The organism is Pseudomonas sp. NY15181, assembly GCF_048068055.1.
Classification (GTDB): domain Bacteria; phylum Pseudomonadota; class Gammaproteobacteria; order Pseudomonadales; family Pseudomonadaceae; genus Pseudomonas.
In genome coordinates, this window is record NZ_JBLUPT010000001.1 from 263,012 (window position 1) to 287,800 (window position 24,789).

The window sequence follows — 24,789 nt, forward strand, 5'->3', positions numbered from 1 at the left end:
CTCTGAAACAAGAGCTAGTTCTGCAATTCGGCCTGGCTTTCCACGGGGTCGAGCAGCACGGCCTTCTGCTGGCGCACCAGCAGGTCGAAGATCTGCTCCTGTTTCTCGCCCAGCACGCCGTTGAAGGAGATGCCGGAGGCTTTGGTCGGGCCGAGCATGTCCACCTTGTAGAGCTCGAGCGACAGCGGCGCGTCCACCGACAGCGGGCCGGAACCGTTGCCGGCCAGCTTGCCGCCGACCACGATCAGCGAGACCTTGGTGTCGAAGGGGTCGAGGTCGATGTTGCGGTCGGTGTCGGACAGGTCCTTGATGTGGCCGTACACGCCCATCAACTGGTTGCCGGCGGCGAGGTTCTCGTACAGGCGGATGTTCACGCTGTTACGGACGCGGATACCGTGGCGCTGGTTGGCCAGTACCTGGTTGCCGTAGATGAGGTTGTCGCCCGACTCGTAGAGGGTGATGCCGTCGGAGTGGTTGCGGTACACCTCGTTGTAGGCCACCAGGTTGCGCTCGGAGTTACGGTCCAGGACGATCCCGGAGAGGTGGTTGTCGTAGGTCTTGTTGTGGAAGATCCAGCTGTCGTTCACCTCGCGGGACACGATGATGCCGTGCTTCTTTTTGGTCCCGTGGACGACGTTCTCGGCGATGATCAGGCGGTGCGAGCGGTCGTGCGGGTCGATGCCGTAGATGATGTTGTCGCGGTAGGTATTGCCGCGCACCACGAGGTCGTCGGCCTCGTAGCAGTAGAAGCCGTACCAGGAGTCGACAAAGGTCGAGCCGATCACCCAGCCCTTGGGGCGCGGGCGCTTCATGGTCTTGTCCATGCCCGGGCTGTACTGGGATATGGAGGTGCCGTAGGCCTTGGAGGCGTTGTAGCCGAAGCTGGTGAAGGTACTGTTCACCAGGTAGGCCTCGGCGCCGCCCCAGGAGATCAGGAAGGGGCGGAATTCATTCGGGGACTTGAACCAGGCCGGCTGCTTGTTCGCCTCGTTCCAGGCGGTGACCTTGGAGTCGCGTACGAACAGCATGCCGTCGTTGACCAGGAAGGAGCCGCGGTCCTGGGACAGGCGCAGTTCCTTGACCTTGCCGTCGATCTCCAGGGTCGCACCCTGGCTCACCACGATGGGCAGGCGGGCGACATAGATGCCCGGCTCGACTTCTTCCAGCGCGGTTTTCGGCAGCTTTCCGGCGAGGTCGACGAGGCTGACGTAGCCGCCCTCGATGAAGATTGCCTGGGGCATCTGGCGCTGGCGCTTCACCCATTCGGCGAGGCGGTTCTTGCCGCCGGTGAATTCCTTCAGCGGCTGCTGCTGGACCATGCGCTGCACCACGGCTTTGCCAGGCTTGCTGCGGTCGATCTTCTGCTGCACGGCCTCGGCGGTGTAGCCGGAAAGGTCGGGCAGCTTGGGCGAGTCCAGCTTCAGCGGCTCGCTGGGTGCGGCGGTCACGGTGTAGTTGCCGGCTTCCTTCAGCGTCTTGGTCTGGCCTGGTTCGGTGCCCGACGGGGCTGCGGGGGCCTTTTCGGCGCTGGTGTCCTTCGCGCTGTCCTTCTTGCCGTGGGTGGCGGCTGCCGCCTTGGCGCTGGCAGGGGCCTTTTCCGCGGTCGGCGCGGCCCACACCGGCGCGGTGGCGCTGAACAGGCCGCCGAGCAGCAGCGCGGTCAGCGGCAGGGCGTGTAACGGATGGCGGTTCATGGCCGTTGTCTCCTTGCGTGCGCTGGCTGGGTTCGTTGAGCGCCCGTACTGGCGGGCGTAACGGGCGAGCGGGGAGGGCGCTAGGCCGCCGTCCGCTTCTGCTTTTCCGTCATGCCCGCCAGTGCGGGGAGCCAACAACAAACCAGCCATCGCTGCAGTCCTCAGTAGCGCCAGATGACGTCGATGAAGGCGTGGTGCATGGTCGAGTCGACGTGGCTACCGTAGGCGTCGCCCGGCTTGAACACGCCGCCACGCAAGCGCACCAGCGCCGAAGGCTCGTCGATGCTCTGGCTCATCGAAGCCGGCAGCAGGCCCTGCTTGAAGTACTTGGTAACGACCAGGTCGGCCTCCTGGCCGAGGTCCTTGGAGTCGTTGACCAGCGGGGCGTTGATGCCGCTGTTGCCGATGTCCGAGTCGCCGTCTACGCGTCGGAACTTGTGGTACACGACGCTGGCGTCGTAGTCCTCGCGCATCTGCCAGGAACCGAACAGGGTGGCGTCCTCGACGTTCGAGAGTTCACCCCGGAAGGCTTCACCGAAGCGGTGCACGCGGGCGCGGGTGCCGGTGAAGTTGGAGCGGTTGCTTTCCAGGCCGGTCTGCTCGAACTGGTCCTCGCCGTTCTTGCCGCCGCCGCTGCCGCGGGCGTAGCCGCCGCCGACGCGCCACTGCTCGTCGATGTTCCAGCGCAGGCCCAGGTCGACGCCGTAGGCGTCCACGTCGCCGCTCTGCTTGCCGGTGGCGACGCGGTCGCCGTTCACCGCGGCGGTGCTCAGGCGGTCGCGGTTACCGGTCAGCCAGGTGGCGCTGGCCCAGTAGTTGACAGGCATCTGCGAGCGCCAGTTGTAGCCGTCGCCATTGGCTTCGACGCCCACCCAGGTGAGGTCGCCGGTGGATTTTTTGTCCAGCGAGTCGACGGTCTCGCCCGGGTCCGGCAGGCTGCCGCTGTCGTCGGAGTGGTGCAGGCGCAGGCCGACCCAGTGGTGGGGCATCCACTGCGTGGAGATGTCGCCGAAGACGTGGGTGCGGTCCTTGTCTTCCGGCGCCAGGTCGGTGATGTCGGTGCGGTAGTCGGAGAAGCGCTGGGCGGCGCCGAGATGGGCGCGCAGCAGGGTGGTGTCGAAGGTCCAGTTCAGGGCCTCGATGTTGGTGTCCTGCCACATGCCGCTTTCGTCACGCAGGCGCTGGCGGCCGAAGCGCAGGTGCTCGCCGGGGTACTGGGTGAGGCCCGCGTAGTCCACCCAGAACTCGCGCAGGGCCAGGTAGGAGTCGTCCGGCTCGCGCTTGTTGTCGCGGCTGCCGCTGCTGTCGTTGTTGACATCGTCCGACTGCAGGGTGTCGGTCTGGATGGTGTCGGTGGCGGTGACCGCCTGGCCCATCACGTAGGCACTCCAGTCGCCCCACTGGCCGAAGGCCCAGGGGCGCAGGTCAAGGCCGATGCCGTTGAGGTCGCCGCCGTGGGCGGTGCCCAGGTCGCGGTCGTCCTCGGATTCGGCGGTGACCTTGATGTCGATACCGAAGTTCTTTGGCGGCTCCTCGGCCGCGTAGGCGAGACTGCCGAACAGGGTGCCGGCGAGGCTCAGGCCGGCACCAAGCATGGCCGGGAACAGGCGTGCACGGCGAATGGCAGAGGCCAGGGCACGCGGCTGAATCCCTTCGACAAGAGCAAACGGCGGGGTGGTCATCGGGTCAATGCGCTTCATAGGTTTTCTTGTTCCTGGTTGTTCTGCAGGAGGCTGACGGTGGCTTGCCAGTTGGCGCCGCGCGCTTGTTCTTCGCGCTTGAGCAACTGCTGGGCCGCAGTGCGGTCGGCCGGTTGTATCTGCGGCTCGATCTGCGCCATCAGGTCGGCGGCGGTGGGGACCTGCTGGCGCTTGGCGAGCTCGCCGAAGACGTAGGCGTTGACCAGGTCTGGCCGGACGCCGCGTCCCTGCGAATACAGCTGCGCCAGTGCCATGTCAGCGCTGGCCTGTCCTGCGCGGGCGGCGATCAGCAGGTGGTCCACCGCTTTCTGCGGGTAGACCTTGCCGAGGTAGCCGCGGCGGTAGATCTGGCCCAGGTAGTAATGCGCCTGGGGCTCGCTGGCGGCGGCCTTGAGCAGGTGCTGCTCGGCCTTCTGCGGCTCCTGCGGGGCCCACTTGCCGTCGTAGTAGAGGCGGCCGAGCAGCAGTTCGGCGCGCGGTTGGGCGGCGTCCTGGGCCTTTTTCAGGTAGTCGAGCATCTGGTTCAGGTCGCCCAGGTCGGGGTTGTCGTACTGCAGCTTGGCCAGGCTCACCCAGCCCGCCGGGTAGGTCGGCGCGATCTCGCTCAGCAGCGCCTGCGCGGCTTGCGGATCGGGCGTGCCGAGGTTCGGATCGGCCAGCACGCCGGCCACCGAGTCGACGCGTTCGGAAGGCACCCGGTCGGCTTTCCAGGCAGCCTTGAGCGCTTCGATGTGGGCCTTCTGCTTATCCGCGTTGCCCTGGATCTGGTACACGGTGGCCAGTTCCATCCAGCACACGTCCATGCGGTTCAGCCAGCGCTGGCAGACCTGCTCGATCTCGCCCAGGTGCTGGTTGTAGGTGCCTTGGGTGCGGTAGAGGATGATCTGCGCCAGGTCCGCCTGGGGCAGGCCCTGTTCGCGCCACTGGTCGATGCGCTGTTGCGGGTTCACGTTCGGCCAGGCCTGCGGGTACTGCAGGTAGAGGACGATCAGCGGCACCAGCGCGCTGTCCTCGCCTTCGTTGAAGGCGCGGGTCAGCAACTGTTCGGCTTCGCGGTGCTCGGAGTCGGTGCCGCCGGGCTTGGCCGCCAGCCACTTGCCCAGGCGGGCGCGGGCACGCGGCGAGGTCTCGGCCGCGTCGCGGTAGAGCTTCTCGGCGCGGGCCTGTTCGGCCGGGTCGCCGGTGGCGGCCTGCATGTCGGCCAGACCGACCTGTGCGTCGGCGTAGCCCAGGGTGGCCAGGCTCTGGAAGTTGGCCTGGGCGGTGGCGATGTCGCCGCGCTCCAGGGCTTCCTGGGCCAGGCGCTGGTCGGGCAGACCGGCGCAGCCAGCGGCCACGGCGATGGCCAGAGCCAGGGCCAGCTTCGGGGCCAGCTTCAGGGCGGGGGCTTCGACGGGACGGTTCATGGCGTGTTCCCTCTCAGCGTGCGGTGGCCAGGGCCATCGCCTTGTTCAGCAGGGTGCGGCCCGGCAGGCCGCCGATGCTGACCTCGGTCGGACGGCCGGCGAGCAGGGTGTCCAGCGGCTGGTCGGGCTGGATCTGCACGCGGATTTCCGAGGCCAGGTCGCCGTCCACCGGGGCGGTGCGGACGATGCGGCCGCTACGGACTTCGCTGTCGCCGGCGATCTGGAAGTTCACTGGCGTGCCAGGGGACAGCTCGGCGGCGTTGCGGTAGGGGAAGCGCGCCTCGACGGTGGCGGTGCTGTCGCGTGGGGTCAGGGTGAAGATGATGTCGCCCTTGTTGGCGAACTGGCCGTTGGCCACGCGCTGCTCGACCACGCGGCAGTCGCACGGGCTGGTCAGGGTGCCCTTCATCTGGTGGCCGAACAGCTTCTCGATGTTGCTCGGGCTGAGCTGCTCTTCGGTCAGGTTGCCCTTGAGCAGGTCCAGCAGGTTGGCGGAGAAGGTGGCGATCGGCGCGCCCTTGGCGACGTCGGCACCGGCCTCCACCAGGCTCTCCACGGTGCCTTCGCGGGGCATGGTGATCTGCTGGTTGGCGACGTTGACCACGCCCGAATCGGCGTGGGTGACGAAGTACAGGTTGTAGATGTTGTTGAGGATCACCGCGAAGGCGCCGACGCCGACCACGAAGATGGCGGTGCTCAGGGTCACTGCGCGGATGCGGCTGAAGAAGCCCATGCCGCCGCTGCCGATGCCGTGCTTGCGGGCCTTGGTGAAGTTCTCGCGCTGCAGGGTGTTGAGCATGTCGCCGACGCTGATCACCTCACCGGCGAGGAAGGAGGTGATCAGGTAGCGCAGCGCGGCGACCTCGCGCGCCTTCAGGTGCTGGAACTCGCAGCCGACGCGGCGGCTGTCCGGGTCGAAGGAGCGCACCTGGAAGTCCACTTCCAGGGAGAAGCTGATGCTGTCGATCTGGAACAGCAGCTTGCCCTTGTGCAGGTCGCCCACCCGGACCGGCGCGGCGCTGGCGATGAAGGCGAAGCCCCCGGCGGAGATGTCCAGCAGGCGGGCGTCGATGCCTTCACGGTCGGCGCCGATGTAGCGGATGCGCGCGGGCAGTTTGACCCGGGCGTGCTGGCGCTGGGCTTCGGATTCGTGCACGACGTTGACGTTGACGGCGGTATTCATGGGGGCGAGTCCTGTTCGTATCTAATAGGGGCGTGGCTCGAGAGCCTTCAGACGATGGTCAGCAGTACGGCGACGAAGATGCTGGCTGCGGAGAAGGTCATGGCGCGTGAGGACCAGGTGTTGAACCATTGCTGGAAGCTGGCCAGGCCGCGGTCGAGCTTGGTGTTCTGGCGGGTCCAGGACTGCTGGTCGAGGCGGAAGAACACGTAGATCTTCACCAGGGCGCCGACGATCTGGTTGTAATAAAGAATCAGCGGGTAGGCCGGCCCGATGTGGTGCCCCGACAGCGACAGCAGCAGGGTCAGCACGAAGCGGGTGATGCCGATCCACAGCAGGTAGACCAGCAGGAAGACGATGCTGTACTTGATGCTGGCGATGAGCGCGGCGACCAGGCCGAGCAGGCAGGTCCACATCGACAGGCGCTGGTCGAACAGCACCACGCTGGTGAACCAGCCCAGGCGCTGGGGACCCAGGGCCAGGGCGCGGGAGTTCTGCCGCAGGTTGTTGCCATACCAGCGGAACATCAGTTTGCGGCTGGCCTTGATGAAGCTCTTTTCCGGCGGGTGCTCGACGGTGTTGATCGCCGCGTCCGGCACGTAGAAGGTGTCGTAGCCCAGGCGCATCAGGCTGTACCAGCTGGACTTGTCGTCGCCGGTGAGGAACTGGAAGCGGCCCAGGCGCCAGTGGTCGAGGTGGTCGCTTTCCACGTCGGCGATGAAGTCCGGGTCGGTGACGACCTGGGCGCGGAATACCGACATGCGGCCGGTCATGGTCAGCACGCGCTTGCTTAGTGCCATCGAGCACATGTTGATGTGGCGCTGGGCGAAGCGCAGCTTGTGCCACTCGCTCATGATGTAGCCGCCCTGCACCTCGCAGAATTCGTTGGTGGTCAGGCCGCCGACGTTGCCGAAGAGCTTGAACCAGGGCACGGTCTTGCGCACCACGCCGGGCTCCAGCACGGTGTCGCCGTCGATCACCGCGACTACGGCGTGTTCATCCGGCAGGTCACGGGAGATGGCGCGGAAGCCGTGGGCCAGGCCATCGCGCTTGCCGGTGCCGGGGATGCGCACGAAGTCGAGCGAAACGTGTTCCGGCGGGTTGAGCTTCTGCCATTGCTGCTTGATCAGCACCTCGTCGGACATCTCGACGATGGAGCACACCACGGTGGTGGGATAGCCGCAGGCGATGGCCTCCTGGATCACCGAGCGATAGACCATGGAGGTAGTCAGCGCGTCGATGCGGAAACTGGTGACCATCAGGAAGACATGCGAGGGATCGGCCGCTTCGCCCATCTTGCGCAGCTTGCGGCGGTAGTAGGGGTAGACCCCGTAGAGGAACAGCATGCCGCGCAGGAAGTGCAGGCCACCCATCGTATAGCGCCAGATGCCGACCGCGCCGATCAGCAGCAGGAAGTCCTTGGAGTCGGCGTCGAACACGGTCTTGGGCACCAGCAGCGCCAGTACCATCAGCAGGCTGAGAAAGGCCAGCCAGCCCGTGGCTTCACCAATCACTCGTTTGTAGGTTTCCATGATGAGATCCGTCAGTCGCGTCGTGGGGGCGAGGAGCGCTCTCGTAGGAGCGAGCTTGCTCGCGAACCCGCCTGGCACCGTGGTGTGGCGGAGAGCGTTCGCAAGCAAGGACTAGGCGTCCCCCTCGCTCCTACGAAGAGCTGGTTGCGCTTACCAGCAGATGCCTTCGGCGCGCTCGTTGCTGCCGTGGGGCATGAAGCCGATCAAGTCGACCACCTTCTTGCCAGCGGGCGCCTTGTTCACCACGTCGACGAACAGCTCGTCGCCGTTGCCCAGCACCAGTACGTCGGAGTTCGCCACCACTTCGTCGAGGTCGGAGACCAGCAGGGAGGAGACGTGGGGGATCTTCGACTCGATGTACTCCTTGTTCGCGCCGTGGACGCGGGCGTACTCGACGTTGCGGTCGAAGATGCGCAGGTCGTAGCCCTTGCCGATCAGCATCTCGGCCAGCTCCACCAGCGGGCTCTCGCGCAGGTCGTCGGTGCCGGCCTTGAACGACAGGCCGAGCAGGCCGACCTTGCGGGTGCCGTGGGCGGTGATGAGGTCGAAGGCCTTCTGCACCTGGTTGGAATTGCTGCGCATCAGCGAACCGAGCATCGGGTGCTCGACGTCCAGCTGGCTGGCGCGGTAGGTGAGGGCGCGCACGTCCTTGGGCAGGCAGGAGCCGCCGAAGGCGAAGCCGGGTTTCATGTAGTAGCGCGACAGGTTGAGCTTGTTGTCCTGGCAGATCACGTCCATCACCTCGCGGCCATCGACGCCCACCGCCTTGGCGATGTTGCCGATCTCGTTGGCGAAGGTGACCTTGGCGGCGTGCCAGACGTTGCAGGTGTACTTGATCATCTCGGCGACTTCGATGGTCTTGCGGATGATCGGCGCGTCCAGTTCGCGGTAGATCTCTTCCAGCAGGTCGCCGGTCTGGGCGTCCAGTTCGCCGATGACGGTCATGGGCGGGAAGTCGTAGTCCTTGATCGCGGTGGATTCGCGCAGGAACTCCGGGTTGGTGCCCACGCCGAAGTCGACGCCGGCCTTCTTGCCCGAGCAGTCTTCGATGATCGGGATCACCACGTTGTTCACGGTGCCCGGCAGCACGGTGCTGCGCACCACCACGGTGTGGCGGTCTTTCTTCTCGCGGATGGCGTAGCCGATTTCACGGCAGACCGACTCGATGTAGCCCAGGTCCAGGTCACCGTTCTTCTTGCTCGGGGTGCCGACGCAGATGAACGACACATCGGTGTCCAGGACGGCCTTCTTGAAGTCGGTGGTGCCCGACAGGCGAGCGGAACGGATGCCCTGTTCCAGCAGCGATTCCAGACCGGGTTCGACGATGGGCGACTTCCCTTTGTTGATCAGATCGATCTTGGTGGTGGAAACATCCACCCCGACGACTTCGTGGCCTCGTGCGGACAGGCAGCCGGCACAGACTGCGCCAACATACCCAAGACCAAAGATGCTGATTCGCATCGCATTCACCTCGTTCAATTGTCGAGCTTTCAAAGTTGCCCCGGAGGGCGGTTTATTACGCTCGCTCCGAAGAGCGCTTTATTCAGGCTGAAAGAACCCGCGGAAGGCACGCTCAGGTGTCCTCCGTACTTCCTCTGATTAGGCAGGGAAAGCAGTGCTAAACTTCAGGGCACTGTCTTTGGGCAAATTTCAAATACTTGCCCCGTTTTGTTGCAAGCGGATTTCACTGTGCGTTCTTTTTCCGCGCTGCGGTGCTCCGGCTTGCTTCGATGATTTCCTTCTCATCTTAAAAATTAAGATTTTTCATGAGCTTGTGATTGTTCAAGGACGATAGGTAATTACCGTTAGAACAAAAGCGCTCATCTCATAAATGCACTTTGGTGATCTGCATCAATGATCGTTGCGGAAATAGGATTTTTTCCAAACGGGGTTAGTTCCTTCCACTTATGCCCTCCCTGAAATCTTTTGAAATATCCAAATGACATCACTTGATGCCGCGGTAGTGGCAAAAGGGAAGTTATTCTGGAGAGTGTCGTTGCAGTGCAATCTGCAAGATGCGGAAAAGTTCAATTGAATTTATGGTTAAAAACGACCGTGCATCGCCTTCAATGCATTCGTTCAGCTGCCGTTCAGCTTTCTCCATTGCAAGTTGCAATCGCGAAATGCACGTCATGGCCATGGGCTGTTAGTGGCCAATGAGCCGCTGGCAGAGGACGAATTCGGCAGGTTTTCGTGCCACGAGCGGCCGATAGGGGGGCGAAAAAAAATCTCACGATTTCCGCCGAAGCAGACGAACGGTAATGAAGACCCTTTGAAAGCCAAGGTCATTGGGGCGTTTTTTGTGCAAGAAATAGACAACCTATGCCCCTTTGGCTGACCTGTTTCATGGTCAATGGCTTACAGGCGACTTGGCATCAGGCGGGGAGGCAGGGGAGAAACGGGCGGGAGGGGGAGCCCGATGGGCTCCCGGGGGGGAGGGTCAGTCTTCGGGGTGGTCGCGCAGGAACACCAGTTGGTCCGGCCTGGAGTGCTCGGCGCTATAGACGTAGCCGGCGTAGTTGAAGTCCTTCAGGCCCTCGGGGCTCTGCAGGCGCTCCTTGATCACATAGCGCGCCATCATCCCGCGGGCCTTCTTGGCGTAGAAGCTGATGATCTTGTACTGGCCGTTCTTCAGGTCCTTGAACTCGGTGTCGATCACCCGCGCGTTCAGCGCCTTGCGCTTCACCGCGCCGAAGTACTCGTTGGAGGCCAGGTTCAGCAGCACGTCGTCGCCCTGCTGCGCCAGGGACTCGTTCAGCCAGGCGCTGATGCGCTCGCCCCAGAAGGCATAGAGGTCCTTGCCACGGGCGTTGGCCAGCTTGGTGCCCATTTCCAGGCGATAGGGCTGCATCAGGTCCAGCGGCCGCAACACGCCGTAGAGGCCGGAAAGCATGCGCAGATGGCGCTGGGCGAAATCGAAATCGCCCTCGCTGAAGTCCTCGGCCTGCATGCCGGTGTAGACGTCGCCCTTGAAGGCCAGCAGCGCCTGCTTGGCGTTGGCCGGGGTGAAGTCCGGGTGCCAGCTGCCGAAGCGCGCCGCGTTCAGGCCGGCGAGCTTGTCCGACAGGCTCATCAGCTCGGCGATCTGCGCTGGCGACAGCTCCCGCAGGATGCCGATCAGTTCCTGCGCGTCGTCCAGGTGCTCGGGCAGGGTGAAGCGCTCCGTCACCGGGGCGGTGTCGTAGTCCAGGGTCTTGGCGGGGGAAATCACCATCAGCATCGTGCGGTCTCCTACAAGCGAGGCGCGATTGTAAGGAGTCCCGCGCAACGGCTCCAGCTATGGGGACGATTAGCATGGGCGGGTGGATGTCGTCCGCTGGCGGTCGGTATCGTGGCGCGGGTGGACCGGGTTGCCCGCGGTCAGAGGGCCGCAATACGCAGGTCGGCACCGGCAGCGCAGGCGTGCATCGATAGGCCGAAGCGCTGATCGGGAGAGGGGGACGGGCGGTTTTTCGAGAGGTGGGACTTTTAAAACTAGCGCTCCGTGAAGTCCTCGCCAAGCTATTTCGGCGCAGTAAGAAAAAAAGCTGCTTGAGAAGGAAAAAGACTTTTTATCGTCATGTTTTTTCCTGTATTTCTGGAGTCGTAGACCGCCGAACCCTGCAGACAGGTGGCGGCCCCGGCCCGTCCCCTTATATGCAGACCTCTCGCGCCCCGGTAGCGAGAGCAGGCGGCTCACCGCGCGGCGGAGCGCTGTAATGGCATTCCGTCGTAACGCCCCCAGAAGAGGTGAACCGCGTATGGATGACCACGGACGCTCCAGCCCGACCCAGCCCACCCTGTACGTCCTCGATACCAACGTTCTGATCCACGATCCAAACGCCTTGCTGAACTTCCAGGAGCACCACGTCGCCATCCCGATGACGGTGCTGGAGGAACTGGACAAACTCAAGACCGGCAAGCACACCGTGGCAGCAGAATGCCGCCAGGCGATCCGCCTCATCGATTCGGTGTTGGGCGAAGCGACGCCCGAGCAGGTGGAGGATGGGGTTCCCATCCAGCGCGGCAAGAGCGGCCCCTGCGGCAGCCTGTCGATCCTCATGAGCAAGCGGGCCGAGCCGATCACCTGGCTGCCCGAGCACCTCAACGACAACAAGATCATCAACCAGCTGGTGGAGCTGAAGAGTCGCCACAGCAGCAAGCGCGTGGTGCTGGTCACCAAAGACATCAACATGCGCCTGAAGGCGCGCGCCTGTGGGGTGTTCGCCGAGGACTACCACACCGACCAGCTGGTCGATGACATCAATCTGTTGTCGCGCGGCTACCATTCGCTGTCCGGTTCGTTCTGGGACCGCGTGAGCAAGGTCGAGACCCGTCAGGACCACGGGCGCACCTGGCATCGCGTGCAGCTCACCGACAACCTGCCGGCGGTACACATCAACGAGTTCATCGTCGACGAGCAAGGCTTCGTCGGCTGGATCAAGGGCATCCAGCAGGATGAACTGCTGATCCTCGACCTGCACCAGGAACCGTTGCTGCACCAGGAAGCCTGGGGCCTGAGGCCGCGTGACATCTACCAGGCGCTGGCGCTCTATGCGCTGCTCGACCCGGACATCCACCTGGTCAACCTGTCCGGCGCCGCGGGCTCGGGCAAGACCATCCTCGCCCTGGCCGCCGCCATCGAGCAGACCATGGTCAGCAAGCGTTACCGTCGGATCATCGCCACCCGCAGCGTGCAGGGGCTGGACGAGGACATCGGCTTCCTGCCGGGCACCGAGGCGGAGAAGATGGAGCCCTGGCTCGGTGCCATCACCGACAACCTGGAGGCGCTGCATTCGGACGACGAGTGCACCCACGGCAGCGTCGACTACATCCTCAGCAAGGTTCCGCTGCAGTTCAAATCGCTGAACTACATCCGCGGCCGCAGCTTCCAGCAGAGCCTGATCCTCATCGACGAATGCCAGAACCTCACCCCGCACCAGATGAAGACCATCATCACCCGCGCCGGCAATGGCTCGAAGGTGGTCTGCCTGGGCAACCTGGCGCAAATCGACACGCCTTACCTGTCAGCGACCAGCTCGGGCCTGACCTACCTGACCGAACGCTTCAAGGACTTCCCCCACGGCGTGCACGTGACCCTGCAAGGGGTGCCGCGCTCGGTGCTGGCGGAGTTCGCAGAAGCCCACCTGTAACCACCCGGGCCCGCCAATCGGCGGGCCTTTTTCTGCGCTGTGCGGGTTCGCGAGCAAGCTCGCTCCCGTAAAGAGCGTTCCTGTTGTGCCGATGCTTTCCGTGTGTGCCGGACCTGTAGGAACGAGGGGGACGCCCAGTTCTTGCTCGCGAACAGCCCAGCGCCAACATCACCTGTGCATACCTCTTTTTGTATACAATCCTCCCCCCATCGCGCCGCTCGCCGTACTGCCAGCCGAGCGCCCCGGGGTTACACTGTTCCCTTGATCGTCCGCATTCTCCGGAGAGTTCCCGCCCGTGCTGACCCATCTCGATTCCCAAGGCCGCGCCAACATGGTCGACGTCACCGAAAAAGCCGTGACGTCCCGTGAGGCCGTGGCCGAAGCCCGGGTGCGCATGCTCCCGGACACCCTCAAGCTGATCCAGGATGGCGGCCACCCCAAGGGCGACGTGTTCGCCGTGGCGCGCATCGCCGGCATCCAGGCGGCGAAGAAAACCCATGAACTGATCCCGCTGTGCCATCCGCTGCTGCTCACCAGCGTCAAGGTCGAGCTGGCGCCCGAGGGTGAAGACACCGTGCACATTGTCGCCCGCTGCAAGCTGGCCGGGCAGACCGGCGTGGAGATGGAAGCGCTGACCGCCGCCAGCGTCGCCGCGCTGACCATCTACGACATGTGCAAGGCCGTGGATCGCGGCATGACCATCGAAAGCGTGCGCCTGCTGGAGAAGCTCGGTGGCAAGAGCGGCCATTACGTAGCTACGGAGCACGTGGCAGGAGACACCCCATGATCCGCGTGCAGTACTTCGCCCGCTACCGCGAAGCCCTCGGCCTGGACGGCGAGCAGCTGAACTGGAGCGAATCCCTGGCCAGCCTCGACGCCCTGCGGCACCTGCTGCTGGAGCGCGGCGGCGCCTGGAGTGTACTGGGCGAGCAGAACCTGATGTGCGCGCGCAACCAGGAGCTGTGCTCCCTCGACGAGCCCCTCGCCGACGGCGACGAGGTGGCCTTCTTCCCCACCGTGACCGGAGGCTGAGGCCATGACGATCCGCGTCCAGTCGGCGGCGTTCGATCCGGGCGTCGAACTCAATGCGCTGCACGACGCCAACGTCGGTGTCGGCGCGGTGGTCGGTTTCGTCGGCTACGTGCGCGACTTCAACGATGGCCGCGAGGTCGGCGGGATGTTCCTCGAACACTACCCCGGCATGACCGAGAAGGCCCTGGAGAAGATCGCCGTCGAGGCCCGCGAGCGCTGGCCGCTGCTGCGCCTGGACATCCTGCACCGCATCGGTCGCCTGGAGCCGGGCGAGCCCATCGTCTTCGTCGGCACCGCCAGCGCCCACCGCCAGGCGGCGTTCGATGCCTGCAACTTCGTCATGGACTACCTCAAGACCCGCGCGCCCTTCTGGAAGAAGGAAGACACCACTGACGGCCCGCGCTGGGTCGAAGGCCGCTGCAGCGACAAGGACGCCGCTGATCGCTGGGAGCGCTGATCCGGCTGGCTCCGACGTTACTGCTTGCGTAGGAGCAACTGTCTTTTCCGGGAAGTTTCTGGTTGGGCTTTCCCCCTCACCCCAGCCCTCTCCCTCAGGGAGAGGGAGCAGTTCGTACCGGCTGACACCGTGGCTTCCTCCTGCACCGAACGGTTCCCTCTCCCGCTTGCGGGAGAGGGTTAGGGTGAGGGGCTTTTGATCTCGTAGGAGCGACTGGGGCGCCTAGCCCTTGTCCGCGAAGCCCTGCCGTTGCTCCAGCGATCAAGGTTGGCTGCAGCGTTTCGTTGTAGGAGCGGGCCATGCCCGCGATCGCGCGCATGGCGCGCTCCTGCAGGTTGCCCCGCGTGGCGAGGGCGATGCCCCGCACGCGCCGGGGCAGTACCTCCTAGGAGGAATGGGCGCTATCCGGGAACGGGCGCAGGCTGGCGCCAGCCCTTTCTCGGAAGCTTGCCATGAGCCATCTCAGCACCCACGAATTCCAGCCGCTGGAGATCGCTGTCCTCACCGTCAGCGATACCCGCAGCCTGCACAACGACACCTCTGGCCAGGCCCTGGTGACCTCGCTGCAGCGCGCTGGCCATGCCCTTGCCGAACGCCGGCTGGTCATCGACGACATCTACCAGATCCGCGCCGTGGTCTCGGCCTGGATCGCCGACCCCAAGGTCCAGGTCGGCCTGATCACCGGCGGCACCGGCTTCACCGCACGCGACAACACCCCGCAGGCCGTCGCGCCCTTGCTGGAGCGCACCGTGGATGGCTTCGGCGAGCTGTTCCGGCAGATTTCCCGCGAGGAAATCGGCACCTCCACCATTCAGTCCCGCGCCATCGCCGGCATCACCAACGGCACGCTGATCTGCTGCCTGCCCGGCTCCACCGGCGCCTGCCTGACCGCCTGGGAAAAGATCCTCGTGCAGCAGCTCGACAGCCGCACCAGGCCCTGCAACTTCGTCCCCCATCTCAAGCGCCTGCCCGAGCGCCCGGTGCTGGCCTGCGGTACCCGCTCATGAGCGCCTGCGGCTGTTCCGGCGCAGGCCTGCGCCCGGTGGACGAGGCCATCGCCGCGCTGATGGAATTCGTGCCGATGGCGCCGCCGACGGTGCGCGTCGACCTGGAGAACGCCCTGGGCCGCGTGCTGGCCGAGGACGTGCGCGCCCCACTGGACCTGCCGTTGTGGGACAACAGCGCGATGGACGGCTATGCCTTGCGCAGCGCCGATACGGGCGCTTCCGGCGCGCGGTTGAGGATCGCCGGCTACATCGCCGCGGGTGATGCCGCCCAGGTCGAACTGCAACCCGGCCAGGCCGTGCGCATCTTCACCGGCGCGCCGCTGCCGCCGGGCGCCGATAGCGTGATCGCCCAGGAAGACTGCCGGGTGGATGGCGACTGGTTGCAGGTGCCCCTGGTCGAGCACGGCAGCCATGTGCGCCGTCGTGGCGAAGAGCTCTGCGCAGGCGACGCACTGCTGAGCGCCGGGAAGAAATTGCGCGCCCAGGAACTCGGCCTGCTGGCCAGCGTCGGTCTCGACCGCGTCAGCGTGTACCGCCCGCTGCGCGTCTGCCTGCTGAGCAGCGGCGACGAGCTGCGCGAGCCGGGTGAGGCGCTGGCGCCGGGGCAAATCTACAACGCCAACCGCTTCAGCCTCGGCGCGCTGCTGCGTGGCTGGGGCATGGACGTGCACGACTACGGCGTGCTCGCCGACACCCTGGCGGCCAGCCGCGACGCGTTGAGCCTCGCGGCGTCCGAATGGGACGTACTGATCACCAGTGGTGGTGTTTCCGTGGGCGACCGCGACTACCTCAAACAGGCGATCCGCGAGCTGGGTGAACTGCATCTGTGGAAGCTGAAGATGCAGCCGGGCAAGCCGCTGGCGTTCGGCAGTATCGCCGGCAAGCCGTGGATCGGCCTGCCGGGTAACCCGGCTGCCGCGCTGGTCACCGCGCTGGTGGTGGCCCGGCCGTTCCTCTGGCGTGCCCAGGGGCGCAGCGAGGTGGAGACGCTGCCGGTTACGCTGCCGGCGGGCTTCGACTGGCCCACGCCCAACTCGCGCCGCCAGTACCTGCGCGCGCGCCTGGAGCTGGATGGCGCCGGCGTGGCCCGCATCTGCCTGCATCCGCAGCAGGGCTCGGCCATGCTGCGCGCGGCGAGCTGGGCCGATGGCCTGTCGGTGGTGGAGGCCGGGCGCACGCTGCGCATGGGTGAGCCGGTGCCTTTCCTGTCTTTCAGCGAACTCGGCGACTGACGCCGTACCCTGCCGCCGGCAGGGGCCGGCGGCCTTCGAAGTGTCCGGGGGGAGCATGCAACTGGTCTGTCCGGCGGGGAGTCTGCCCGCCTTGAAATCGGCCCTGCGCGAAGGGGCCGACGCCATCTACGTCGGCTTTCGCGACGACACCAACGCCCGGCACTTCGCCGGCCTCAACCTCGATGACCGGCAGCTGCGCCAGGGCGTGGAACTTATCCACAGCGCCGGCAAGCAGATGTACGTGGCGGTCAACACCTACCCCGGCGCGGCCGGCTGGGCGCGCTGGCAGCGCGCCGTGGACCACGCCGCCGAGCTGGGCGTGGACGCGCTGATCGCCGCCGACTGCGCGGTGCTCGGCTACGCCGCCAGGCGTCACCCGAATCTCGCGCTGCACCTCTCGGTGCAGGGCTCGGCCACCAACGTGGCGGCGCTGGCGTTCTACCACGAGCGTTATGGCATCCGCCGCGCCGTGCTGCCGCGCGTGCTGTCGCTGGCGCAGGTGCGCCAGGTGGCGGCGAACAGCCCGGTGCCCATCGAAGTCTTCGCCTTCGGCAGCCTGTGCATCATGGCCGAGGGGCGCTGCCACCTGTCGTCCTATGTCACCGGCGAGTCGCCCAACCTCTGCGGCGTCTGCTCGCCGGCCAAGGCGGTGCGCTGGAGCGAAGAGCCGGAAGGGCTGACCTCGCGCCTCAACGGCGTGCTGATCGACCGCTATGCGCCGGACGAGCCGGCCGGCTACCCGACGCTGTGCAAGGGGCGCTTCGTGGTCAACGGCGAGCGCTTCCACGCGCTGGAAGAGCCCACCAGCCTGAACACCATCGACCTGATCCCGCAGCTGGCGGAGATCGGCGTGGCGGCGGTGAAGATCGAGGGTCGCCAGCGCAGCCCGGCCTACGTCGAGCAGGTCACCCGCGTCTGGCGCCAGGCGCTGGATGCCTGGCAGCGCGCGCCCGAGAACTACCGTGCGCTGACGCAGTGGCAGGACGCCCTGGACAAGCTTTCCGAAGGCCACCAGACCACCCTGGGCGCCTACCATCGTTCCTGGCAGTGAGGAAGTCGCGATGAAACTCAGCCTGGGGCCGGTGCTGTTCTACTGGGACCGCCGGACACTCCTGGATTTTTATGCGCGGCTGGCCGAACAGCCGCTGGACGCGATCACCATCGGCGAGACCGTCTGCTCCAAGCGCCGCGCGCTGTCGCTGGACGACTGGCTCGGCCTTGGGCGCGAGCTGCAACAGCACAGTGGGGCGCAGATCCTCATCTCGGGGCTGGCGCTGATCGAGGCGGCATCGGAGCTGTCCGCGCTGCGCCGCCTGTGCGCCAACGGAGAATTTCAGGTCGAGGCCAACGACATGGGCGCGGTACAGATTCTCTCCGGGTTGGGCGTCGAGTTCGTCGGCGGCCCTGCGCTGAATGTCTACAACGGCCACACGCTGGCGGAACTGCACGCCGCCGGCCTGCGCCGCTGGGTGCCGCCGGTTGAATGCTCCGGTGAACAGATCCACTCGGTGATCGAACAGGCTCGCGAGCTGGGCATCGGCGACGTGGAAACCGAGGTGTTCGCCTACGGCCATCTGCCGCTGGCCTATTCGGCGCGCTGCTTCACTGCGCGGGCGGAGAACCGCCCCAAGGACGATTGCCAGTTCTGCTGCCAGAACTACCCCGAAGGCATGTCGATGCTCAGCCAGGAGGGCATGCCATTGTTCACCCTCAATGGCATCCAGACCCTGTCTGGTGAGGTGAGTAACCTGCTGGCGGATTACGCCTCGTTGCGCGATTGCGGTGCCGACCTGCTGCGCCTGAGCCCGCGTGCCGAAGGGATGGTGGACGTGGTGCAGGCCTTCGACCGGGTGCGCCGGGGCGCCACGCCGCCGCTGGCGGTGGAGGGCTGCAACGGATACTGGCATGGCCGCCCGGGCATGTTGCGCAGCGATGAGGTGACGCTGTGCTGAATCTTGAAGCCGGCGCCTTGCGCGCCGCCGACCGCCTGTTGCCGCTGGCTGCTCGCCTTCCAGCCGGACTTCAGCGCGCGGTGTTGCAGCGTGCCGCCAACCGGCTGTTCACCGATGCGCTGGCCGACGGTGCCTTCGACATCCTCGACGGCCACTGGCTGCGCCTGGAGGTGAGCGATCTCGGGCTGGCCTGGAGCTTCACCCACGATCGCAACGGCCTGCGCTTCGCCGACGCCTGCGCGCCCAGCGTGACCATCCGTGGCAACTGGCGCGACTTCCTGCTGCTGGCGGGAAGGCAGGAGGACCCCGATACGCTGTTCTTTCGCCGGCGCCTGGTGATTGAGGGCGATACCGAACTGGGCCTGGCGGTGAAGAACCTGATTGACAGCCTCGATCCGGACAGCCTCCCGGCCTGGCTGTGGAGCACCATGCGCCGGGCCAGCCGGGCGGTGCAAGAGAACGCCTGAGCGATAGCTCAGGCGCTGCTGCGCAGGAGGAACTGCAATTCTTCGTAGAGCATCTCGAAGTCCTGTACCGGCGCGTCCTGGCCGTAGCGTTTCTTCAGCCCGTATTCGGTGAGGGTGATCTCGTGCTCGGCCTTCACCCCGTGGCGCGCCAGGCAGTTCTGCACGCAGTGCAGGTGGCAGCCGTCTACAGCGATGATCGGCCGGCCGGAGCAGGCCTTCTTCACCAGCGCCGGTACGTCGCCGCCGACGCCCGCGATGCAGGACATTTCCGCCAGGCCGTCACGGTCCAGGCGCAGGGCGAGGTCGTTGGCCAGCTGCGCGAGGTTGGAGCAGCCGGAGCAGGAGTAGACGAGGGGCAGGTGCGGCGAGGGCGGCATGGGGACCTCCTGGGTGAGTGCCGCAGTGTCCTGCCGCCGTGGGCTGTCGCGACATGATCTGAATCAAGTCGGCTGGCGGACTACTCCCAGTGAGGTAGGGCGCTTTTCGTAGGAGCGAGCTTGCTCGCGAACAAACCCAGCAGCGGAGCCTGTTCGCGAGCAAGCTCGCTCCTACAGATTGGAGCAGGTACGGTGCGGGCGATCAGACCAGGTGGTTCTCCACCGCCCAGACCGCCGCTTCCACCCGCGAGCGCATGCCGAGCTTGTGCAGCACGCGCTTCACATGGACCTTCACCGTGCCTTCGGTGATGTCGAGTTTGCGCGCGATCATCTTGTTGCTGTAGCCGTTGGACAGCTGGCGGAGGATCTGCCGTTCGCGGTCGGTGAGTTCCTCGATGCCCTTGGGCCGGTCATCGCCGCGCAGGGCCTGGGCCAGTACCTGGGTCAGCTGCGGGCTGATGGTGAGCTGTCCGGTGGCGGCCTGGCGGATGTGCTCCAGCAGGCGCTCGGGTTCCATGTCCTTGAGCAGGTAGCCGTCGGCGCCGGCGCGCAGCACATTGATCACATCGTTGCGATCGTCCGAGACGGTGAACACTACGATGCGTGCGTCCTCGCCGTTCTCGCGCATGGCGCGCAGGGTGTCGAGGCCGGTCATGCCCTTCATGTTGAGGTCGAGCAGGATCATGTCCGGCGCAAGCTCCGCGGCCAGGCGCAGGGCTTCCTCGCCGCTGCCGGCTTCGCCCACTACCTGCAGGTCGTCCTCGAACTCCAGCAGCTGGACCACGCCCTTGCGCATCATCGGGTGGTCGTCGACGAGCAGAATGCGTGCACGGTCGTCGGTGGGGTGGGCCGTCATGAGGATGTCTCCGGGGACTGCGACAGGGGTTTGTGGGTGAAGCGCACGCTGACGCGGGTGCCCTGCGGCTCGCGCGGGGCAATGCTGAAGGCAGCCTGCAGGGTCTGGCTGCGCTCCCGCATGATGCTAAGCCCATAGTGCCCATTGCGGCTCTGCGCTGGATCAAAGCCGACGCCGTCGTCGTCGATGGTGATGCACACCCGGTCGTCGGCATATTCGATGAGGCTGACCTTTGCATGGCTGGCCTGGGCATGGCGGACCACGTTGGACAGCGCCTCGCGGACGATCTGCAGGATGTGGATTTCCTCGTTGGGGTTGAGCGGGATGTGCGCCAGGCGGTTGTCCAGTTCGATGGAGAGCCCGCCGCGTTCACCGAATTCCTCCACCGTCTTCACCAACGCCGCCTCCAGGCTGGATTGCTCCAGGCTCAGGCGGAAGGTGGTGAGCAGTTCGCGCAACTGGCGGTAGGCGCTGTTCAGGCCTTCGCGCAGTTCGCCCAGGGTTTCGTCGATCTTCTCCGGCGGCACGTCGCGCTTGAGCAGCGTGGCCAGGCGGCTGACCTGGATCTTCAGGTAGGAAAGCGACTGCGCCAGCGAGTCGTGCAGCTCGCGGGCGATGGTGCCGCGCTCGGCGAACAGGGCCAGGCGGTTCTCCTGTTCCTGTTGCAGGGACAGGGCGAAGGTGCGCGCGATGTTGTCGCAGAAGCCTTCGACGAACTGGCGCTGCCAGTCTTCCAGACGGCCGCTGGCGGTCTCGATGAACAGCTCGCCGAAGCGGTGCTCGCCGATGGCCAGCGGCTGCATCAGCAGCGGGTTGAGGCCCTTGACCGGCTCGCTGCAGTGGTCGGCCTGGGCGCGGCAGTCACCGCAGTTGCCCTGCAGGCAAAAGCTGCCGCTGATGCCGTCGGTGGTGAGCGAGGTGTAGGCGCGCTCGACGCCGTCCTTGTTCAGACACAGCGTCACCTTGCCGGCCTGCAGCACGCGTTCGAGCTGGTTCAGCAGCGGTTGCAGGGTGCGCTCGTCGTACGGATCCTGGCCCAGGCGGCGGGCGCTGGCATAGAGCAGTTCCAGGCGTTGGTGGCTGTTGGAGAGGTCGCGGGTCTTGTCTTCCACCCGCGCCTCCAGCTCGCGGTAGATGGCCTGCAGTTCGGTTGCCATCTGGTTGAAGCGTTCGCCCAACTGGCTCAGCTCGTCCTCACCGCTGCTGCTGACCCGCGCGCTGAGGTCGCCCTGGCCGAGTCGGCGGGCGGTGCTGGTGAGGTCGCGCAACGGGCCGACCACGTGGTAGCTCAGGTCGTAGAGGCTGATGAAGACCACCAGCAGGCTGAGGAACAGGCACAGGCCCTGCACCGTGCTGAGCATCTGCGAGCGATGCTCGGCGTTGCTCTGCAGCGTGCCGACGAAGGCGTCGATGTGGCTGACGAAGGTGTCCAGTGTTTCCAGTGCCGGAGCCTGGGCCAGGTCGAGCCTCTTCAACTCGCTGCGCAATTGTTCGTGCTGCCGGCGGATCGGCGCATCGGCGTCGGCGCGGCGCAGCAGGCGGGTGATCTCCTCGCTGTCCAGGCGCGCGCGCAGCGTGGCTTGCAGCGCCTGGCGGTTGATCGGCGAAGGGTCCAGCGCCAGGCGGTAGGTGAGCATGCGCAGCGAGCCGGCCTGGTTGATCACCGCCGCGTCCTGGTGCGAATAGTCGGCGAAGAGCAGGGCGCTGAACATGCCGGCGAGCGCCAGGGAGACCAGCAGGGTGAGGTAGCAGCCGAAGCGGACGACGATGGATTTGCGCAGGGGAGGGCGGCCGGCAGGTGTACTACCCACAAAGAATCGGTCGTTGGCGGAAGGCTCCGCAGGGTGCACCGTGTTCATTGAAAAGGCCTTTAAAAACAACAAATTAGGAGTTCATGGAAGAGATACCTACTTGGAGGTAGCGGCGCGCATCTGCTCATGAAACGCCCTTTGGCTCATTGATGGGGGTCAAGAGAAGAGGCTTAGGCCTTACCTAACGTGCGGGCAAAGGCTGTCAGGAAGTGAGCTTAGCCATGTTGTCCCACCGTCAGAAACAGTACTCCGTGCTCGGTATGAGCACACTGGCGTTCGCCGTGAACTTCGCGGTCTGGACGATGTTTTCGATCATCGGTATCCGCATCAAGGAGGAGTTGGGCCTGTCCGAGGCGCAGTTCGGCCTGATGGTGGCGCTGCCGATCCTCACCGGTTCTCTGGTGCGCCTGCCGCTGGGCCTGATCACCGATCGCTTCGGCGGGCGCATCGTGTTCTTCATCCACATGCTGCTGGTGGCCATCCCGATCTACGGCCTGGCCTTCGCCTCCCTCTACTGGCACTACCTGGTGCTGGGCCTGTTCGTCGGCCTGGCCGGTGGTTCCTTCGCGGTGGGCATCGCCTATACCTCCTCGTGGTTCGAGAAGGAGCGCCAGGGCACCGCCATGGGCATCTTCGGCGCCGGCAACGCCGGTGCGGCGATCACCAACCTGGTGGCGCCGATGATCGTGGTCGCCTTCGGCTGGCGCATGGTCCCGCAGATCTACTCGGTGGCCATGCTGGTGACCGCGCTGCTGTTCTGGTTCTGCACCTGGACCGACCCGGCCCACACCAAGGGCGGCGACGCCGACCCCAGCCGTCCGCGGCCGACCCTGGCCAAGCAGCTGGCGCCGCTGGGCGAGCTGCGCGTGTGGCGCTTCGGCCTGTACTACTTCTTCGTCTTCGGCGGCTTCGTCGCCCTGGCCCTGTGGCTGCCCAAGTACTACATCGCCGAGTACGGCCTGGACCTGAAGACCGCCTCCTTCATCACCATGCTGTTCACCCTGCCGTCGGGCCTGATCCGCGCCCTGGGCGGCTGGTTCAGTGACCACTACGGCGCGCGCGCGGTGAACTGGGGCGTGTTCTGGATCTGCCTGGTCTGCCTGTTCTTCCTCTCCTACCCGCCGACCACCATGACCATCCACGGCATCAAGGGTGACGTCAGCCTCGGCATCGGCCTGAACGTCTGGCTGTTCACCTTCCTGGTGTTCGTCGTGGGCATCGCCCAGGGCTTCGGCAAGGCCAGCGTGTACCGGATCATCCACGACTACTACCCGCAGAACATGGGCACCGTCGGCGGCATGGTCGGGGTCATCGGCGGCCTCGGCGGCTTCTGCCTGCCGATCCTGTTCGGCTACGCCGCCGACCACATCGGCGTGCGCTCCTCCTGCTTCATGTTGCTGTTCGGCCTGACCGTGGTCTGCATGGTCTGGATGCATTACGCGATCAAGCAACAGCAGCGCATCGACGGCCAGGCCCGCGCGGCCGAAGTCGATGCCTCTCCCATTCCTTACAGTCAATCCTGAGGTAGTGCCGTCATGGGCATGATCAACACCCAACTCAAAGCCGCCAGCGGTCCGCTGCTGATCGACTGGCGCCCCGAGGACTCCGAGTTCTGGGCGCAAAGCGGCAAGCGCATCGCCGCGCGCAACCTGTGGATCTCCATCCCGGCACTGCTGCTGGCCTTCGCCGTGTGGATGATCTGGAGCACCGTCACCGTGCGCCTGAACTCCGCCGGCTTCAGCTTCAGCAACGACCAGTTGTTCCTGCTCGCCGCGCTGCCGTCGATCTCCGGCGCCACCCTGCGGGTGTTCTACTCCTTCATGGTGCCGGTGTTCGGCGGCCGCCGCTGGACCGCACTGTCCACCGCCTCCCTGCTGATCCCCTGCATCTGGCTCGGCTTCGCCGTGCAGAACCCGGAAACGCCTTACTGGGTGTTCGCCACCATCGCCCTGCTGTGTGGCTTCGGCGGCGGCAACTTCGCCTCCAGCATGTCCAACATCAGCTTCTTCTACCCGAAGAACCAGCAGGGCACTGCCTTGGGCCTGAACGCCGGCCTGGGCAACCTGGGCGTCTCGGTGATGCAGTTCGCCGTGCCGCTGGCCGTGGCCGGTGGCCTGTTCGGCGCCTTCGGTGGCGAGCCGCAGCAGCTCTCCGACGGCGGTCGCCTGTTCCTGCAGAACGCCGGCTGGATCTGGGTGCCCTTCATCGCCGTGGTGTCCGTCGCCGCCTGGTTCGGCATGAACGACATCGCCGATGCCAAGGCCTCGTTCCGTGAGCAGTCGGTGATCTTCAAGCGCAAGCACAACTGGCTGATGTGCTGGCTGTACGTGGCCACCTTCGGCTCGTTCATCGGCTTCTCCGCCGGCTTCGCCATGCTCAGCAAGACCCAGTTCCCCGACATCAACCCGCTGCAGTACGCCTTCCTCGGCCCGCTGGTGGGCGCCCTGAGCCGGCCGCTGGGCGGCTGGCTGGCCGACAAGTTCGGCGGCGCACGCATCACCCTGTGGAACTACGCGGCGATGATCGCCGGCGTATTCGCGGTGATCAGCTTCCTGCCCGGTGCGAACGGCGCCGGCAGCTTCTTCGGCTTCCTCGGTTCCTTCATCGGGCTGTTCTTCTTCGCTGGCATCGGCAACGGCAGCACCTTCCGCATGATCCCGGTGATCTTCCGCAATGAGTGGGCTCAGCGCGTGCAGCAAGGCAAAGCCTCCGAAGCCCACGGTGCCAAGCGCGCCAGCATGGAATCGGCCGCGGTGATCGGTTTCTCCGCCGCCATCGGCGCCTACGGTGGCTTCTTCATTCCCAAGGCGTTCGGCACTTCGCTGGCCATGACCGGCAGCGCCGAGGGCGCCCTCTACGTGTTCGTCGCCTACTACCTGAGCTGCATCGTCGTCACCTGGTGGTGGTACGCGCGCAAAGGGGCCGAGAGCCCCTGCTGATTACCGTGGCGGGCG

General features: G+C 65.6%; 21 protein-coding genes. 11 read left to right on the forward strand and 10 right to left on the reverse strand.

The genetic code is table 11. The annotated features are described in order from the left end of the window. Window positions 1-14: 14 nt before the first annotated feature. The 7 genes from algG to yaaA all read right to left on the reverse strand — a co-directional run bounded on the left by algG (window position 15) and on the right by yaaA (window position 10,732). Window positions 15-1,694: a mannuronan 5-epimerase AlgG gene (gene algG, locus ACNFBT_RS01255; protein WP_416745737.1), complete on the reverse strand. Its 1,680-nt coding sequence runs from the start codon at window positions 1,692-1,694 to the stop codon at window positions 15-17. Window positions 1,695-1,855: 161 nt separating this feature from the next. Beyond that, window positions 1,856-3,289 carry an alginate export family protein gene (locus ACNFBT_RS01260; protein ID WP_416747161.1) on the reverse strand — a complete coding sequence of 478 codons (1,434 nt, stop codon included), beginning with the start codon at window positions 3,287-3,289 and terminating at the stop codon, window positions 1,856-1,858. A 101-nt stretch (window positions 3,290-3,390) separates the two neighbouring features. Then, entirely contained in the window at window positions 3,391-4,800 is a 1,410-nt protein-coding gene (algK, locus tag ACNFBT_RS01265) for an alginate biosynthesis TPR repeat lipoprotein AlgK (protein ID WP_416745739.1), read from the reverse strand. Window positions 4,801-4,813: 13 nt separating this feature from the next. Next, on the reverse strand, window positions 4,814-5,983 hold the full coding sequence (locus tag ACNFBT_RS01270) for a PilZ domain-containing protein (RefSeq protein ID WP_416745741.1): 1,170 nt from the start codon (window positions 5,981-5,983) through the stop codon (window positions 4,814-4,816). Between the two features lie 47 nt (window positions 5,984-6,030). Next, window positions 6,031-7,515, reverse strand: a complete 1,485-nt coding sequence (gene alg8 / locus ACNFBT_RS01275) for a mannuronan synthase (RefSeq protein ID WP_416747162.1) — start codon at window positions 7,513-7,515, stop codon at window positions 6,031-6,033. 147 nt (window positions 7,516-7,662) lie between these two features. Next, window positions 7,663-8,973, reverse strand: a complete 1,311-nt coding sequence (gene algD, locus ACNFBT_RS01280) for a GDP-mannose 6-dehydrogenase (RefSeq protein WP_416745743.1) — start codon at window positions 8,971-8,973, stop codon at window positions 7,663-7,665. Between the two features lie 979 nt (window positions 8,974-9,952). Then, window positions 9,953-10,732 (reverse strand): peroxide stress protein YaaA, encoded by a 780-nt coding sequence (yaaA, locus tag ACNFBT_RS01285; protein WP_416745744.1) that lies wholly within the window; start codon window positions 10,730-10,732, stop codon window positions 9,953-9,955. A 520-nt stretch (window positions 10,733-11,252) separates the two neighbouring features. Between yaaA and ACNFBT_RS01290 the strand changes: the two genes are divergently transcribed. The 9 genes from ACNFBT_RS01290 (at window position 11,253) to ubiT (ending at window position 18,791) form a co-directional block, all read left to right on the forward strand. Then, window positions 11,253-12,644, forward strand: a complete 1,392-nt coding sequence (locus ACNFBT_RS01290) for a PhoH family protein (protein ID WP_416745746.1) — start codon at window positions 11,253-11,255, stop codon at window positions 12,642-12,644. 295 nt (window positions 12,645-12,939) lie between these two features. Further along, window positions 12,940-13,431: a cyclic pyranopterin monophosphate synthase MoaC gene (moaC, locus tag ACNFBT_RS01295; protein ID WP_416745748.1), complete on the forward strand. Its 492-nt coding sequence runs from the start codon at window positions 12,940-12,942 to the stop codon at window positions 13,429-13,431. Beyond that, window positions 13,428-13,676 (forward strand): MoaD/ThiS family protein, encoded by a 249-nt coding sequence (locus ACNFBT_RS01300; protein ID WP_416745750.1) that lies wholly within the window; start codon window positions 13,428-13,430, stop codon window positions 13,674-13,676. Before moaC ends, ACNFBT_RS01300 begins: the two co-directional genes overlap by 4 nt. Before the next feature lie 4 nt (window positions 13,677-13,680). Further along, window positions 13,681-14,133, forward strand: a complete 453-nt coding sequence (moaE, locus tag ACNFBT_RS01305) for a molybdopterin synthase catalytic subunit MoaE (RefSeq protein WP_416745752.1) — start codon at window positions 13,681-13,683, stop codon at window positions 14,131-14,133. A gap of 452 nt (window positions 14,134-14,585) precedes the next feature. Continuing rightward, window positions 14,586-15,140: a molybdenum cofactor biosynthesis protein B gene (gene moaB / locus ACNFBT_RS01310; protein WP_416745754.1), complete on the forward strand. Its 555-nt coding sequence runs from the start codon at window positions 14,586-14,588 to the stop codon at window positions 15,138-15,140. After that, window positions 15,137-16,372, forward strand: coding sequence for a gephyrin-like molybdotransferase Glp (gene glp / locus ACNFBT_RS01315; protein ID WP_416745756.1), 1,236 nt, complete (start codon window positions 15,137-15,139; stop codon window positions 16,370-16,372). The genes moaB and glp overlap by 4 nt, the downstream gene beginning before the upstream one ends. Before the next feature lie 55 nt (window positions 16,373-16,427). Then, entirely contained in the window at window positions 16,428-17,423 is a 996-nt protein-coding gene (gene ubiU, locus ACNFBT_RS01320) for a ubiquinone anaerobic biosynthesis protein UbiU (protein WP_416745758.1), read from the forward strand. 10 nt (window positions 17,424-17,433) lie between these two features. Next, window positions 17,434-18,324 (forward strand): U32 family peptidase, encoded by an 891-nt coding sequence (locus ACNFBT_RS01325; RefSeq protein WP_416745760.1) that lies wholly within the window; start codon window positions 17,434-17,436, stop codon window positions 18,322-18,324. Further along, window positions 18,318-18,791 (forward strand): ubiquinone anaerobic biosynthesis accessory factor UbiT, encoded by a 474-nt coding sequence (gene ubiT / locus ACNFBT_RS01330; protein ID WP_416745762.1) that lies wholly within the window; start codon window positions 18,318-18,320, stop codon window positions 18,789-18,791. Before ACNFBT_RS01325 ends, ubiT begins: the two co-directional genes overlap by 7 nt. 8 nt (window positions 18,792-18,799) lie before the next feature. Here the strand turns inward: ubiT and ACNFBT_RS01335 are convergent, their stop codons facing one another. The 3 genes from ACNFBT_RS01335 to ACNFBT_RS01345 form a co-directional block, all read right to left on the reverse strand. After that, window positions 18,800-19,168: a putative zinc-binding protein gene (locus tag ACNFBT_RS01335; protein ID WP_416745764.1), complete on the reverse strand. Its 369-nt coding sequence runs from the start codon at window positions 19,166-19,168 to the stop codon at window positions 18,800-18,802. A 202-nt stretch (window positions 19,169-19,370) separates the two neighbouring features. After that, on the reverse strand, window positions 19,371-20,024 hold the full coding sequence (gene narL / locus ACNFBT_RS01340; protein WP_416745766.1) for a two-component system response regulator NarL: 654 nt from the start codon (window positions 20,022-20,024) through the stop codon (window positions 19,371-19,373). After that, window positions 20,021-21,883: a histidine kinase gene (locus ACNFBT_RS01345; protein ID WP_416745768.1), complete on the reverse strand. Its 1,863-nt coding sequence runs from the start codon at window positions 21,881-21,883 to the stop codon at window positions 20,021-20,023. The genes narL and ACNFBT_RS01345 overlap by 4 nt, the downstream gene beginning before the upstream one ends. A 173-nt stretch (window positions 21,884-22,056) precedes the next feature. Between ACNFBT_RS01345 and ACNFBT_RS01350 the strand changes: the two genes are divergently transcribed. Then, complete coding sequence (locus ACNFBT_RS01350; RefSeq protein ID WP_416745770.1) at window positions 22,057-23,358, forward strand: nitrate/nitrite transporter; 1,302 nt, start codon at window positions 22,057-22,059, stop codon at window positions 23,356-23,358. Between the two features lie 12 nt (window positions 23,359-23,370). Beyond that, a complete protein-coding gene (locus tag ACNFBT_RS01355; protein WP_416745772.1) occupies window positions 23,371-24,774 on the forward strand; it encodes a NarK family nitrate/nitrite MFS transporter in 1,404 nt (467 codons plus the stop codon). Window positions 24,775-24,789: the final 15 nt, after the last annotated feature.

Excerpts from the sequence above, each read along its gene's own strand:
- yaaA (WP_416745744.1), bottom strand. The coding sequence starts at position 10,732 with ATGCTGATGGTGATTTCCCCCGCCAAGACCCTGGACTACGACACCGCC.
- glp (WP_416745756.1), top strand. The coding sequence starts at position 15,137 with ATGAGCGCCTGCGGCTGTTCCGGCGCAGGCCTGCGCCCGGTGGACGAG.
- ACNFBT_RS01270 (WP_416745741.1), bottom strand. The coding sequence starts at position 5,983 with ATGAATACCGCCGTCAACGTCAACGTCGTGCACGAATCCGAAGCCCAG.
- ubiU (WP_416745758.1), top strand. The coding sequence starts at position 16,428 with ATGCAACTGGTCTGTCCGGCGGGGAGTCTGCCCGCCTTGAAATCGGCC.
- algD (WP_416745743.1), bottom strand. The coding sequence starts at position 8,973 with ATGCGAATCAGCATCTTTGGTCTTGGGTATGTTGGCGCAGTCTGTGCC.
- ACNFBT_RS01355 (WP_416745772.1), top strand. The coding sequence starts at position 23,371 with ATGGGCATGATCAACACCCAACTCAAAGCCGCCAGCGGTCCGCTGCTG.
- ACNFBT_RS01335 (WP_416745764.1), bottom strand. The coding sequence starts at position 19,168 with ATGCCGCCCTCGCCGCACCTGCCCCTCGTCTACTCCTGCTCCGGCTGC.
- ACNFBT_RS01345 (WP_416745768.1), bottom strand. The coding sequence starts at position 21,883 with ATGAACACGGTGCACCCTGCGGAGCCTTCCGCCAACGACCGATTCTTT.
- ACNFBT_RS01350 (WP_416745770.1), top strand. The coding sequence starts at position 22,057 with ATGTTGTCCCACCGTCAGAAACAGTACTCCGTGCTCGGTATGAGCACA.
- moaB (WP_416745754.1), top strand. The coding sequence starts at position 14,586 with ATGAGCCATCTCAGCACCCACGAATTCCAGCCGCTGGAGATCGCTGTC.
- ACNFBT_RS01325 (WP_416745760.1), top strand. The coding sequence starts at position 17,434 with ATGAAACTCAGCCTGGGGCCGGTGCTGTTCTACTGGGACCGCCGGACA.
- moaE (WP_416745752.1), top strand. The coding sequence starts at position 13,681 with ATGACGATCCGCGTCCAGTCGGCGGCGTTCGATCCGGGCGTCGAACTC.
- algG (WP_416745737.1), bottom strand. The coding sequence starts at position 1,694 with ATGAACCGCCATCCGTTACACGCCCTGCCGCTGACCGCGCTGCTGCTC.
- narL (WP_416745766.1), bottom strand. The coding sequence starts at position 20,024 with ATGACGGCCCACCCCACCGACGACCGTGCACGCATTCTGCTCGTCGAC.
- ACNFBT_RS01290 (WP_416745746.1), top strand. The coding sequence starts at position 11,253 with ATGGATGACCACGGACGCTCCAGCCCGACCCAGCCCACCCTGTACGTC.
- ACNFBT_RS01260 (WP_416747161.1), bottom strand. The coding sequence starts at position 3,289 with ATGCTTGGTGCCGGCCTGAGCCTCGCCGGCACCCTGTTCGGCAGTCTC.
- ACNFBT_RS01300 (WP_416745750.1), top strand. The coding sequence starts at position 13,428 with ATGATCCGCGTGCAGTACTTCGCCCGCTACCGCGAAGCCCTCGGCCTG.
- algK (WP_416745739.1), bottom strand. The coding sequence starts at position 4,800 with ATGAACCGTCCCGTCGAAGCCCCCGCCCTGAAGCTGGCCCCGAAGCTG.